The following is a 13,008-nucleotide window of genomic DNA, read 5'->3' on the forward strand; positions in this document are numbered from 1 at the left end:
TCGGCCGTTCGGGTGAGGATCACCGAGGCGGCAGGACTGAACGGGGGAATGGCGGGTGAGCACTTCCGTGACGCAGCACGGTGCGGTGATCGCGCTACCGGCGGACCGGGGCATCCACCACCTCATCGCCGACCGCGTCGCGGCCGAGCCGGGCGGACTCGCCGTCTCCGCAGCCGACGGAGACCTCACCTACGGGCAGCTTTGGGCCCGTTCTTCGGAACTGGCCGCGGCCCTGTCGGCTCGCGGTGTCCGGCCGGGTGATCGCGTCGCGGTGGCGGTGGACCGCTCGGCCGCGCTGGTCGTCACCCTGCTCGCCGTCGCGCGGCTGGGAGCGGCCTACGTGCCGCTCGACGCGCTCGCCCCGCCGGGGCGCACCGCGGCCGTCCTGGCGGAGGCGGCCTGTGCCGCAGTCGTCCGGGGACCGGGCAGGCCGCCACTGCCGGACATTCCGGCGCTGGACGTCACCGCCGTGCGTGGCCGGGACGGCCACTGGCCCGAACCGGCGCCCTTCGATCCCGAGTCGCCGCTCTACGTCGCCTACACCTCCGGCTCCACCGGCGCGCCCAAGGGCGTCGTGGTGCCCCACCGGGCGGTACTGCGGCTGGTGATCTCGCCCGCCTACTGCCCGCTGGGTCCCGGTGACCGGGTCGCCCAGCTGGCGAACCCGGCGTTCGACGCGCTCACGTTCGAGGTCTGGAGCACGCTCGCCGCGGGCGCGACCGTGGTCGTGCTGCCCGCGCCCGGGCGGGTCGATCTGGGCGGCTGGGGCGAGGTGCTGACGCGGAACCGGATCAGCGCCCTGTTCCTCACCTCGGCGCTGTTCGACCTGATCGCCAGGGCCGAGCCGTCGGCGTTCGCCCCGGTCGCCACCCTGCTGGTCGGCGGCGACACGATGGACCCGGCCGTCGTCCGGCGGGTGCTCGACGCGGATCCGCCCGGCAGGCTGGTCAACGCCTACGGCCCGACCGAGGCCACGACTTTCGCCGCCTTCTTCGAGTGCACGCCGGAGACGATCGACGGGCACGGGCGCGTCCCGATCGGGGGCCCGCTCCAGAACACCTGGCTGTGCGTCCTCGACGACGACCGCGCGGCCGCGGCCGAGGGCGAGCTGTGGATCGGCGGCCCGGGGGTGGCGCTGGGCTACCTCGGCCGGCCGGACGAGACCGCCGCGCGCTTCTTCCCGGGCGAGGCGGTACCCGGAGCGGACGGCGCAGGACCCTGGTACCGCACCGGAGACCGGGTCCGTCTCCGCGGCGACGGCGTCATCGAGTTCCTCGGCCGCGTCGATCGCCAGGTGAAGCTGCGCGGGTTCCGGGTCGAGCCGGGCGAGGTCGAGGCCGCGGTGCTGGCCACCGGGCTGGTGTCCGCCGTGGCGGTGGAAAAGACCGGCGACGGCCACCTCGCCCATCTCGTCGGTTACGTCGCGGGCGCCGCCGCGGACGCGGACCTGTCCGCGGCCCTGCGGGACCGGCTGCCGGAGTACATGGTGCCCGCCCGGTGGGTCCGGCTACCCGCGCTCCCGCTGACCTCGACGGGGAAGCTCGACCGGGCCCGGCTGGCCGCGGGCGAGCGCACCGCCCCGATGTCGGCCGGCCAGGAACGGCTCTGGTTCGTGGAAGCCGCCGAGCCGGGGACGGCGGCCTACGCGACGCCCATCCTGCTGCGCTGGCGTGGCGCGGTGGACCTCACCGCGCTGTCGGCCGCGCTCACCGCGGTGGTGGCCCGGCACGAGCCGCTGCGCACGACCTACCGGCTCGAGGCCGGCAGCCCGGTGCAGGTGATCCACGAGCCTGCCGCCGTGGACGTCGAGGTGCGTGCCGGTGCCGCCGACGAAGCCGGGCGATTCGCGGCCGCGCCGATCGACCTGACGACGGATCCGCCGCTGCGGTGCACGGTCTGGCCCGGGCTGCCGGGCGGGGACCTTGTGCTGCTGAGCACGCACCACATCGCGGTGGACGGCTGGTCCGCCCACGTGCTCCTGGCCGACCTGGCCACCGCCTACCAGGCCGCCGCGGCCGGGCACGTCCCCGCCCTGCCGCCGACGGAGATCGGGTTCTCCGGCTACGCGGCCCGGGAACGGAGTGAGGCCGGCAGCCCGGAGACGGCGAGCCGCGTCGCCGAGTACGCCGCGCGGCTCCGGGACCTGGCCGCCGACCTGTCGCTCGACCGCCGCCCCGGGCCGCGTTCGCCGGTGACCGGGCCGCGAGCGGGCACCCGGTACCCGCTCGACCTGGACGGTCCCTTGTGGACGGACACCCGCGAGCTGGCGCGCCGGCTGCGGATCACGCCGTTCGCCGTGCTGCTGGCCGCGTTCACCGTGGTGGTCCGCCGCTGGTCGGGCCGGACGGCCTTCCTGCTGGGCACCGGGGTGGCCAACCGGCCGTGGCCGGAGCTCGAAGAACTGGTGGGGCTGTTCGCCAACACCGTCCCGCTCCGCTGCGAGGTGGCCGACGCCGAGTCGTTCACCCGGCTGTGCGAGGTCACCGCCGCCGAGGTGCTGACCGCATTCGACGAGGAATCACTGCCGCTGGACCGGCTGGTGACCGCCGTCGCCGACCGGCGCAGCCCGCTGGTCCAGGTGGTTTTCAGCTTCCAGCAGGCCGGCGCCGCGCCGCCCGCGCCGTGGCACTCGGCGGATTCGCCTGATACCGGCTGGGCGAAGTTCGACTTCTCCGTGTTCCTCGAGGCCGGGCCCGGCGGCCTGACCGGGCACGTCGAATACGACACCGCGCGCTACCCCCGTGACCTGGTCGCCGCGCTCGCCGACGGGTTCGTCGTCCTGCTCGGCGCGGCCTGCCGGAATCCGGCCGTCCCGGTCGCCGAGCTACCCCACTCCCGGCGGCCGGTCACCCGGCAGGCCCCCGCTCCGCTCGACCTGTCCTCGCAGGCCCTGGCGCGCTTGGCGTCCTCCCGGAAGGAACCCGCACCGTGATCGATTCCTCCCTCGGCATCCTCGTCGACCAGGCGTTCATGGGTTCGTCGCTGCTGGGCCGCGACGCCTGGCGGGCCGCGGCCGAGGCGGGCGCGGACTGGATCGCGCTCACCGAGGAAGCCATGACGGTGACGCCGGAAGTGCTGCACGCACTGCGCACCGACGTCGAGACCGCCGGGGTGCCGGTGGTCATGGCGCAGTGCCACGCCTTCGGCCTGAACGACCCGCGCGAAGTGGCCAGGGAATGGAACATCGTCCGCACCGAGCGGCACGTCGACCTGGCGCGCGAGCTGGGCGCGCCGGTGCTCAAGATCCTGCTCGGCGAGTGGATCTGGCGCACGATGTGGCCGACGGCGACCCAGTGGCAGCTGCTCGTCGACGCGGTACGCCGGATCGGCGACTACGCCGCGCCTCGCGGCGTCGAGGTCAGCGTCGAGCTCGAACCCCTCGACCACTCCCTGGTCAACGACATCGCGTCACTGAGCAGGCTCATCACCGAGGTGGATTCGGAGGCGGTGCTGGCCAACATCGACACCTCGCACATGGTGGTCCGCGGGGTGCCCGCGGACGAGGTGGCGCGGCTCGGCGGCCGGGTCAACAGCGTCGACTTCTCCGACTCGAACGGCCGTTACCACGAGCACCTCGCCCCCGGTGACGGCGTCGCGGACCTGGCCGCCTTCGTCACGCAGCTGCGGGCGGCGCAGGCGCGGGCGATCGCGGTCGAAGTCGGCCCGTTCGCCGATCCGGAGAACGCTTTCCGGAAGGTCGAGCGGGCGATCCTCGGCACCCGGGCGCTGTTCGCGGATTCGGTGGTGCCGCGTGCCTGAACCCCGGACGGTCCCCGAAATGGTCGCGGCGAGCCTCGCGCTGGCCGATCCCGCGGCCGTCTGCGTCGAGTACGGCGGTTCGACCGCCACGGGCGCGGAACTCGACGCGCTCGCCTGGGGAATCGCCGGCAGGCTGCGGGCGGCCGGTGTGGGGACCGGCGCGGTCGTCGGCGTCCTCGCCTCGCCGGGGCCGCGTCAGGTCGCGGCTTGGCTCGGCGTGTTGCGGGCCGGTGCCGCGTTCGCGCCGCTCGACCCCAGCAGGCCCGATCCGCCCGGAATCGAGCTGCTCCGGGAGGCCGATGTGGCGCCGGGCCCGCCGGGGGCGCCGGTTCCGGTCGACGAGCACGCCCCGGCGGTGGTCCTGGTCTCGCCCGACGGCGAGACCGTCGTGTGGGAACAGGAAAACCTCCTGCACGCGGCGCTCACGACGGCGTGGCTGCACGAGCTGGGCCCGGGTTCCCAGCTGCTCGTTCCTGGGGCGACGGCGGTCGTCGAGGCGTTCGCCTGCCTGTGTTCCGGCGCGCGCCTGGTGCTCACCGACGTCGTCGAGCACCAGGGCCGGTCCTTCTACCGCGCCACCGGATGCCCCGGCTTCGCGGCCGAGATCGTTGGCGAATCGCTGCGGCCGGTGCCGAACACCCGCCTGGACGTGCTCGGCGCCGGCGGCGAGGAGCTGCCCGACGGGGTCGAAGGGGACCTTTGGGTGTTCGGTCCGGGGGTGCCCGGCGACCTCCGGCGGTGCCGGACCGGCGACCGCGCCGTGCGGGGCCGCGACGGGGAGCTGAGGCTGGCCGCGCCGGTCGAGCCGGAGCCGTCGTCGTCGCCGGTGCAGGTGTCCGAGACGGGACGGCGGCGGGCGGCGGAGCTGTTCGCGGAGACCCTGTCCGAGGCCGGGCTGTACGGCGAGGCGCAGCGGGCCGCGCTGCGCGAACCGGACGCCGACTTCTTCCGCCTCGGCGGCCATTCACTGCTCGCCGTGGGGATGATCGCCAGTGCGGCGCGGCGCTGGAACGGCGAGGTGGCGTTGGGGGACTTCCTCGCCGACCCCACCGTGACGGGACTCGGCACTCTGCTGGACACCGCGGCGGCACCGCCGCTGCGCTCGCCCGTCACCACCGGCGACGGCTGGTACCCGGCGTTGCCCGCGCAGCAACGGCTCTGGTTCCTCGACCGGATTTCCGGGCTGCGTCAGGCCTACCTGGTGACGTTCGTGCTGGAGTACACCGGGCCGGTGGACGCCGTCCGGCTCGCCACGTCGATCCGGTCCGTGCTCGGCAGGCACCCGGCGCTGCGTTCGGTGTTCCGGCTCGACCACGCGCGCCGGGAACTGGTCTGCCGAACCGACGGCCCGGCCCCCGAAGTGTCGCTTGTGGACGGACAGGGCCGGTCTCGAACGGAACACGACGCGTACCTCGACGAGGTGCTCTGGCGTCCCTTCGACCTGGCCGCCGGCCCGCCCGCGCGAGCGGCGGTGATCACCTCGGGGACCGGCGCGACCACGGTCGCGCTGAGCGCTTCGCACGTCGTGCTCGACGGCTGGTCGCTGCGGCAGCTCGCGACCGAGATCGGCGAAACCTACCGCGCGGCCGGGCAAGGCGGGCGCCCGTTCCTGCCCGAGCCGGTCCACCCGGCGGAGGTCGCCGCCGAGCCGGCGGAGCGGGGGAAGGCCCGGCTGGCCGACGTGCTCGCGGCCCTGGAAGGCGCCCCGCTCGACGTCGACCTGCCGCGGGACCGGCCGCGCGAGGCCGAACAGCGCACCGCGGGAGCCACCGCCGTCCTCGGGCTGGGACCCGAGCTGACCGCGCGGCTGCGGGTGGTCGCCGCCGCGCACGGCTGCTCGACGTTCATGGTGCTCGTCACGCTGCTCGCGACGGCGCTGGCCCGGCGCGGCGGCCAACGCGACTTCCTGTTCGCCTTTCCCTGGGCGGGCCGGGACGACCCGCGCCTGGTGAGCGCGGTCGGCATGCTCGCCGGCACCCTGCTCGTGCGCGCCGACCTGCGCGGTGAGCCGGGCTGGGCCGTGCTGCTCGGCCGGGTGCGCCGCGCCGCCACCGCGGCGTTCGCCCGCGCGGACGTCCCGTTCGACGCCGTCGCCGCGGCGCTGGACCCCGGGCGGGATCTCAGCAGGCCGCCGGTGACGCCGGTGATGGTCAGCGTGCTCGATGCGCCCCTGGCCGCGCCCGCCCTCGGCGAAGGCGTGGACGGCCGGGTCGAGATCCGGGACGCCGCGCACGTGAAGTACGAGCTCGCGCTCGTCGGGATCGAGCACCCGGACGAGCTGGAGCTCTACGCCGACTACGTGACCGGCCTGTTCGACCGCGCCACTGTCACCACGCTGCTGGCCGACCTGTGCGGGCTGGCGCGCGAGCTCGTGCGATCCCTGGAGGAGACCGTGCCCGAACCACCCGTAGAGTCCACAGTGGACTTCATGGAGAAGGTCCGCCGGGCCTGGGCCGACGTGCTCGTCCGCGACGACGTGGACACCGAGACCAGCTTCTTCGACGCGGGCGGCACCTCGTTGCTGCTCATCATGCTGCTCGATCGGCTGGCGCCGCTGACCGCGCGCGAACTCACCGTCGCCGACCTGTTCCGCTGCAACACCGTGTCGAGCCAGGCGCGGCTGCTCGCCGGCGACGACCGGCCCGCGCCCGCGCCGCGGGTGCAGGACAGGCAGCGGCTGCTCGGCGCGGCCCGCCGCCCGGCGCCGGAGACGTCGCACCGGTGAGCGCGGACACGGCGATCGCCGTCGTGGGCATCGGCTGCCGGTTTCCCGGCGCGGACACACCGGCGCAGTTCTGGGCCGGCCTCGAGGCCGGGGTGCTCGGCATGCGGGAACTGACCGACGACGAGCTGCGCGCCGCGGGCGTCGGCCCGGCCGTGTTCGCCGCGGAGGACTACGTACGCCGGATCGCCACCCTGGCCGGCCCGGGTCTGTTCGCGGCGGAGTTCTTCGGCGTTTCCCCGGCCGAAGCGGAGCTGATCGACCCGCAGCAGCGGTTGTTCCTCGAGACCTGCTGGGAGGCACTGGAACAGGCCGGGCACCTGCCCGGCGGTGAAGAGGACGAACGGGTCGGCGTCTTCGCCGGGATGAGCCCGAGCGGGTACGTCGCCGCGCTGCAGGCCGCGCGGGCTCGCCGTGGCGGAACGGCGGTGCTCGATCACCTGTCGCTGCAGCTCGGGGGAATGGCGGACTTCGGCGCCGCCCGGGTGGCCCACAAGCTCGGCCTCCGCGGCCCGTCGGTGGGGGTGCAGACGGCCTGCTCCTCTTCGCTGACCGCGGTGCACTACGCGGTGCTCAGCCTGCTGTCCGGCGAGTGCGACCTCGCACTGGCCGGAGGCGCCGGGCTCGCCGAACCCGCCGCCGGCTACCGGTTCGAACCCGGGGGCATCCTGTCGGACGACGGCTACTGCCGGGCGTTCGACGCCCGCTCCTCGGGCACCGCGGTCGGGTCCGGGGTCGGCGTCGTCGCGCTGCGCCGGCTGGCGGACGCGCTCGCCGGCCGCGACCCGGTGCTCGCGGTGCTGCGCGGCAGCGCGGTCGGCAACGACGGGGCCCGGCGGCCGGGGTTCACCGCGCCGACCCCGGACGGCCCCGCCGACGTCGTCGCCGCGGCTCTGCACACCGCGGACGTCAGCGCGGACCAGCTCTGCTACACCGAGGCGCACGGCTCGGGAACACCGCTCGGCGACCACGTCGAGCTGCGCGGCCTCACCGACGGGCTGCGGATGTCCAGTGGCGCCACGGGTTTCTGCGCGCTCGGGTCGGTGAAGGTCAACATCGGGCACACCGGCGCGGCGGCGGGCGTCGCCGGCCTGATCAAAGCCGTGCGCATCGCCGCGACCGGGATACTGCCCCCGCATCCGCTGTTCGAGCGGCCGCGTGACGAAGGGCTGCTCGCGGACGGCCCGTTCACCCTGGCCGCGGCGGCGGGCCTGGCCGCGGGCGCCGACCGGCACGTGCTGGTCAACTCGATGGGGCTCGGCGGCACCAACGCCGCGGTGGTGCTGGGCGCGCCTCCCGCGCCGCGACCCGCCGCGGGCCCGGCCCCGGCGATCGTGCGGCTGCGGCTGTCGGCCCGCAACCGCGCCGAACTCGACGACGCTTCGGCCCGGCTGGCCGACGAGCTCGACCGCGGCACGCCGCGCTACGCCGACGTCGCCTATACGCTCCGGACCGGCCGCCGTGACTTCGCCGAACGCCGGGTGGTGACCGCGCCGCCCGAACGGCTCACCGCCGCGCTGCGGTTGCCCCGCCCGGGCCCGGTCCGCACCCGGCGGGCCGCCGAACGGCGGCCGCTGGTCGTCGCCGCCGACCCGGCGCAGCCGCTGTGCGCGCGGCTGATCGCGGCCCTCGGCGAGGGCACGGAGGTCGTCCCGGTGCCGCCACCGGTCGTCCCCGACGACGTGTTCGTCTTGTTCGCCGGCGGGCTCTCGGACGAGGACGCGCTCGAGGAAGCCCTCGCCACCGCGTGGCTGCACGGTGTGCGGGTGGGGGAGCATCGGCCGCCGGACGATGTCGTGCGCGTCCCGCTGCCGACCTACCCGTTCCCGCGCCGCCGCTTCTGGGCCCTCGACGACCTCGACGAACCCGGCATCGACGAACCGGTTGCTCCGGCCACGGCGTCCGGGACAATCCGGACGCGGGTGCTTTCCTTGTGGCGAGAGCTGTTCGGAGTCTCCTCGATCGGGCTGGACGACGAGTTCGGCGCGCTCGGCGGGACGTCCCTGCTGTCCGTGCGGATGGCCCTTCAGCTGCAGCAGCGCCATGGTGTGCTGATCAACCTGCACCGCGTGGGCGGCAGCCGGGCCACCGTCCGGCGGGTCGCCGAGGCACTCGCGGGGAGCGGCGCGGCGGGCGAAGCCGCGGACGGCGACGGTGCGCTGATCGACGCCGATCTCGCAACCGGGCTGGGCCCGGTCGCGACCCGGCCGTCGGCGGGCACCGACGTCCTGCTCACCGGAGGCACCGGTTACGTCGGTGCGTTCCTGCTGCACGAACTGCTCCGCCAGACCACCCACCGGGTGTACTGCCTGGTGCGGGCCGAAGACGAAGCCGCCGGCCTGGCCCGGCTGGCCGCGGCTGCGACCCGGTTCCGGCTGCCGGCTCCGGACCCCCGGCGGGTGATCGCCGTCCCGGGCGACCTCCGGGCCGCCGGGGACGTCTGCCGCGGCTTCCGCGGGGGCGAGCTCACCCGCCGGATCGGGCACATCCTGCACAGCGCGGCCAGGGTGGTGTTCACCGAGCCCTACCGGGTGCTGCGCACCGACAACGTGCTGCCGGTGCTCGAGCTGGTGCGCTGGGCCCGTGAGTCCGGCATCACCGAGTTCAGCCAGGTCAGCACGCTCGCCGCGACCGGCCCGGACGTCGGTACCGGTGATCGCCGGACCGAGCGGCGTGCCCAGCCGCTCGATCCGCGCACCGGCGGCTACGGCGCGTCGAAGTGGGCGGCGGAACGGCTCCTGGAGCGCGCCGAGCGGGACGGCCTGCGGGTCCGGGTGTTCCGGCCGGGCCTGATCAGCGGCGCCACCGGGACCGGGGCCTGCAACACCCGGGACATGCTGTTCCGGCTGCTGGCCGCGGGCCTCGCCGTCGGCGCGCACCCGCTCGACCCCCGCCCGGTCCCGCTGGCCCCGGTCGACGTCGTCGCCGAAGCCGTCGTCGGGCTCGCCGGGGCGGACGAGGCCACCGGGCGCCCCTACCACCTCGTCGACCGGGTGGCCCCCACGCTGCCGCGGTTGTTCGGGCTGCTGGCCGAAGCCGGCCACCCGACCGAAGCCCTGCCGGTCACCGCGTGGTTCGAGCGCGTGGCCGAACGGGCCATCGAGACCGGCGATCCGGTGCTGTCCAGCATCGCCCTCTACGACCTGGACCGGCTGGACGCGGGAGAGGACGACGTCGACTGCGAGCACTGGCAGGACTGGCTGCGCCGCGCCGGCCGCCGCGCGCGGGTCGACGCCGCGCAGCTGGTGCGCAGTCTCGGATATCTGGCGGGGCAGCCCGAGTTCGCCGGGCTGGTGCCGATCGTCGGCGCCGACGTCACCGCCGCCGGCGAGAGCGGGGGACACTGATGACGGATCCGTGGCACACCCGGGGAATCGCGGTGGTCGGGGCCGGGGTGATGGGCGTCGGCATCGCGGCGCTGGCGCTGGCCCACGGCGTGCCGGTCACGCTCGTGGACATCGATCCGGCCCGGCTGGCGCTCGCGCCCGGGGCGGTCCGCGACCAGACGCGCATCGGCGCGCTGCTGCGCAAGCTGCCCGCCGCCGGGGTCGCCGCCGAACTGCGGACCAGCACGTCGATCACCGCGGTCGCCGGGGTGGCCGCGGTCGTCGAGGCGGTCACGGAACTCCCGGACACCAAGGCGAAGGTGCTCGCCGAAGTGTCCACTGTGGTCACCGAGGGCACGCTGCTGGCGACCAACACCTCGGCCATCCCGGTCGGCGAGCTCGCCGCCGCGACCGCTCGTCCGGCCGAGCTGGCCGGCACCCACTTCATGAACCCGCCCTACCTCATCGACGCGGTCGAGGTCGTCCGCGGCCCGGCCACCGGCGAGGAGGCGATGGCCGCGCTCGGCTCGCTGTTCGCGGTGCTGGGCAGGCGCGCGATCCTCGTCGGTGACGGGCCGGGGTTCGTGTCCAACCACGTGCTGATGCGGATGATCAACGACGCCGCCCGGCTGGTGACCGAGGGCCGGGCCACCGCCGGGCGCGTCGACGAGGTGTTCACCGCCTGCCTCGGCCACCGCACCGGCCCGCTGGCCACCGCCGACCTGATCGGGCTCGACAACGTCGTCGACACCCTGACAGTGCTGTACGACCGGACCGGCGAGGAGGCCTACCGCGCCGACGAGGAGCTCCTCGCCCGGGTGCGGGCCGGAAACCTCGGCCGCAAGAGCGGCGCCGGGTTCTACGACTACGGGAGTGTCTCGTGACGGCTTCGGAAACGACCGACCCGGTCGTGGTCGGCCTGCTCGGCTTCCTCACCCGGCTGACCAAGGCCGAGCACGCGCCGGACGAGGACCTGTTCGCCGCGGGCGGGCTGTCCTCGCTGATGGCGCTGGAGCTCGTCGTGCACGTCGAGCGCGAGTACGGGATCACGGTCGCGGGGGACGAGCTCAGCCTGGACAACTTCCGCACGGCCGAGGCGATGGCCCGGCTCGTCCGGCGATTGCGGTCCTGATGGAGACCCTCGCCGACGCGCTCGCCGCGGTCACCGCGGCGGCGGGCACCGACGCGTCCGCGTGGGACCGCGCGGGCCGGATCCCCGAGGCGCTCGTGCGCGAGCTCTCCCGCGGGGGCCTGCTGTGCGCGCAGGTCCCGGCCGAGTACGGCGGTCCCGGGTTCAGCAGCCGGGACAACGGCGAGCTCACCGCCCACACCGGCAGCCTCTGCGGGTCGTTGCGGAGCCTGCAGACGTCACAGGGGATGGCCGCCTGGACCGTGCAGCGCCTCGGGCGTCCTGCCCAACGCGAAGAGTTCCTGCCGAAACTGGCCGGCGGTGCGCTGGCCGCGGTGGCGATGAGCGAGCCCGCCGCGGGCAGCGACCTGTCCGGGATGCGGACCGGGATCCGCTCCGACGGCGACACCGTCGTGGTCGACGGCGCGAAGATCTGGGTCACCGGCGCGGCCTACGCCGACCTGCTCGTCGTGTTCGGGACCTACGAACGCGGCACCGGCGTCGCCGTGGTCCCGGGCGGCACACCCGGGGTGACGGTCGAGCCGGTCGGCAACCCGCTCGGCTGCCGCGCGGCTGGGCACGCCGACGTCCGCTTCGAGAACGTCCGGCTGCCCGCGAGCCACCTGCTCGCCGCCAGCGGGGCGCCGCTGCCGATGCTGGTCACCACCGCGCTGAGCTACGGCAGGCTCTCGGTCGCGTGGGGGTGCGCCGGGCTGGTCCGGGCCTGCCGGATCGCCGCCGTGCGGCACGCCTCCGGGCGCGTCCAGTTCGGCGAACCGCTGGCCGGTCACCAGCTCGTCGCCCGGCACCTGGCCGAGCTGGTCACCGCGGAGCACCTGGCCACACTGGCCTGCGCGCACGCCAGCACCCGATGGGACGAAGGTTCGCCGGACCAGGCGGTCGCCGCGGTGCTGGCCAAGCAGATCGCCGCGCGGCAGGCGGCGGACGGCGCGGCGCGGGCCGTGCAGGTCCTGGCCTCGGCCGGGGCCCACGACGACCACGTCGTGGCGCGGGCGTACCGGGACGCGAAGCTGATGGAAATCATCGAGGGCAGCACCGAGATCTGCCAGCTGCTGCTGGCCGAACACGCGCTGGCGGCACTCCGGTGACCGCGCCCGGGATCGGCGCGACGCACTGCGTCCTGCCGCGGGAGTTCGTGAAGGTGAACCGGCTGCCGGAGTTCGCGGACCTGGACCGCGCCGCCGCGGACTTCGCCGCCGGCTGCGGGGTCACCACGGTCGGTGTCCTGGACGAGCCCGCCGCGGAGCTGGCCGCCCGGGCCTGCCGCGAGCTGCTGGCGCACCACGACGTCCCCGAACCCGACGTCCTGGTGCTGGTCGCGCCGCGCGCGCCGGAGGTACTGCTCGGGTCGGACGTCACCCGCGTCCAGTCCGCCGCCGGCCTCCGGCGGGCGTTCCCGTTCACCCTCGACGGACTCGGCTGCACCGGGTCGAGCGCGGCCTGGGCGCTGGCCGCCGACCTGCTGCGCGCCGACGCGTCCCGGCGGTGCGTGCTGATCGCGCACGCCAGCCGTCCCACCGGGCTCGACCGGATCCGGTACCCCGTCACGGTGATCGGGGACGGCGCGTACGCGACGGCCGTCGTCCGCGGCGGCCGCCCGGTGCTGCGCGCGCACCGGGCGGAGACGGACGGATCGTTCCACGATCTCTTCCGCGTCGACTACCGCCGGACGCCCTGGTACGAGTGGCGCGAAGAGTGCGATTCACCGGACCGCTACCGGTTCGAGCTGGCCCTGCGCAGCCGGGAACGGCTGTCCGGGCTGGTCGAGCAGGTGCTCGCGGACGCGGCCGTGGACCGCTCCCGCGTCCGCGCGACCGTCATGCAGAACGTCACCGCGTCCGCGTACGAGTTCTACACCGCGCTGCTGGGCCTGCCGATCCACCCGGCCTGCGCCACGCACCTGAGCGCGTACGGCCACCTCGGCGCGATGGACGTCGTGCTCAACCTCGACCGCGTGCTCGCCACCGGTGAGCTGGCCGAAGGGGATCTGGTGCTGGTGCTCAACAACAGCCCGGTCGCGGCCTGGGCCGCGACCCTCTGGGAGGTCTGAG

8 protein-coding genes are annotated in these 13,008 nt (G+C 75.2%); all 8 read left to right on the plus strand.

Annotated elements, in window-relative coordinates:
* Nucleotides 1–55 precede the first annotated feature (55 nt).
* The 8 genes from CF165_RS08570 to CF165_RS08605 are packed head-to-tail and all read left to right on the plus strand — an operon-like array spanning nucleotide 56 to nucleotide 13,007.
* Nucleotides 56–2,932 (plus strand): amino acid adenylation domain-containing protein, encoded by a 2,877-nt coding sequence (locus tag CF165_RS08570; protein ID WP_093946885.1) that lies wholly within the window; start codon nucleotides 56–58, stop codon nucleotides 2,930–2,932.
* Entirely contained in the window at nucleotides 2,929–3,759 is an 831-nt protein-coding gene (locus CF165_RS08575; protein WP_093946886.1) for a sugar phosphate isomerase/epimerase family protein, read from the plus strand. The genes CF165_RS08570 and CF165_RS08575 overlap by 4 nt, the downstream gene beginning before the upstream one ends.
* Nucleotides 3,752–6,484, plus strand: a complete 2,733-nt coding sequence (locus CF165_RS08580) for a condensation domain-containing protein (RefSeq protein WP_143268480.1) — start codon at nucleotides 3,752–3,754, stop codon at nucleotides 6,482–6,484. Before CF165_RS08575 ends, CF165_RS08580 begins: the two co-directional genes overlap by 8 nt.
* A complete protein-coding gene (locus tag CF165_RS08585) occupies nucleotides 6,481–9,828 on the plus strand; it encodes a thioester reductase domain-containing protein (RefSeq protein WP_093946888.1) in 3,348 nt (1,115 codons plus the stop codon). Before CF165_RS08580 ends, CF165_RS08585 begins: the two co-directional genes overlap by 4 nt.
* Nucleotides 9,828–10,691 (plus strand): 3-hydroxyacyl-CoA dehydrogenase family protein, encoded by an 864-nt coding sequence (locus CF165_RS08590; RefSeq protein WP_093946889.1) that lies wholly within the window; start codon nucleotides 9,828–9,830, stop codon nucleotides 10,689–10,691. The genes CF165_RS08585 and CF165_RS08590 overlap by 1 nt, the downstream gene beginning before the upstream one ends.
* Nucleotides 10,688–10,939, plus strand: a complete 252-nt coding sequence (locus CF165_RS08595; protein ID WP_093946890.1) for an acyl carrier protein — start codon at nucleotides 10,688–10,690, stop codon at nucleotides 10,937–10,939. Before CF165_RS08590 ends, CF165_RS08595 begins: the two co-directional genes overlap by 4 nt.
* Nucleotides 10,939–12,045, plus strand: a complete 1,107-nt coding sequence (locus CF165_RS08600) for an acyl-CoA dehydrogenase family protein (RefSeq protein ID WP_093946891.1) — start codon at nucleotides 10,939–10,941, stop codon at nucleotides 12,043–12,045. The genes CF165_RS08595 and CF165_RS08600 overlap by 1 nt, the downstream gene beginning before the upstream one ends.
* Nucleotides 12,042–13,007 (plus strand): 3-oxoacyl-[acyl-carrier-protein] synthase III C-terminal domain-containing protein, encoded by a 966-nt coding sequence (locus tag CF165_RS08605; protein ID WP_093946892.1) that lies wholly within the window; start codon nucleotides 12,042–12,044, stop codon nucleotides 13,005–13,007. The genes CF165_RS08600 and CF165_RS08605 overlap by 4 nt, the downstream gene beginning before the upstream one ends.
* The last annotated feature ends 1 nt before the right edge of the window (nucleotide 13,008 follow it).

Origin of the sequence: Amycolatopsis vastitatis, assembly GCF_002234595.1 — a bacterium.
In the GTDB taxonomy this organism is placed as follows: domain Bacteria; phylum Actinomycetota; class Actinomycetes; order Mycobacteriales; family Pseudonocardiaceae; genus Amycolatopsis; species Amycolatopsis vastitatis.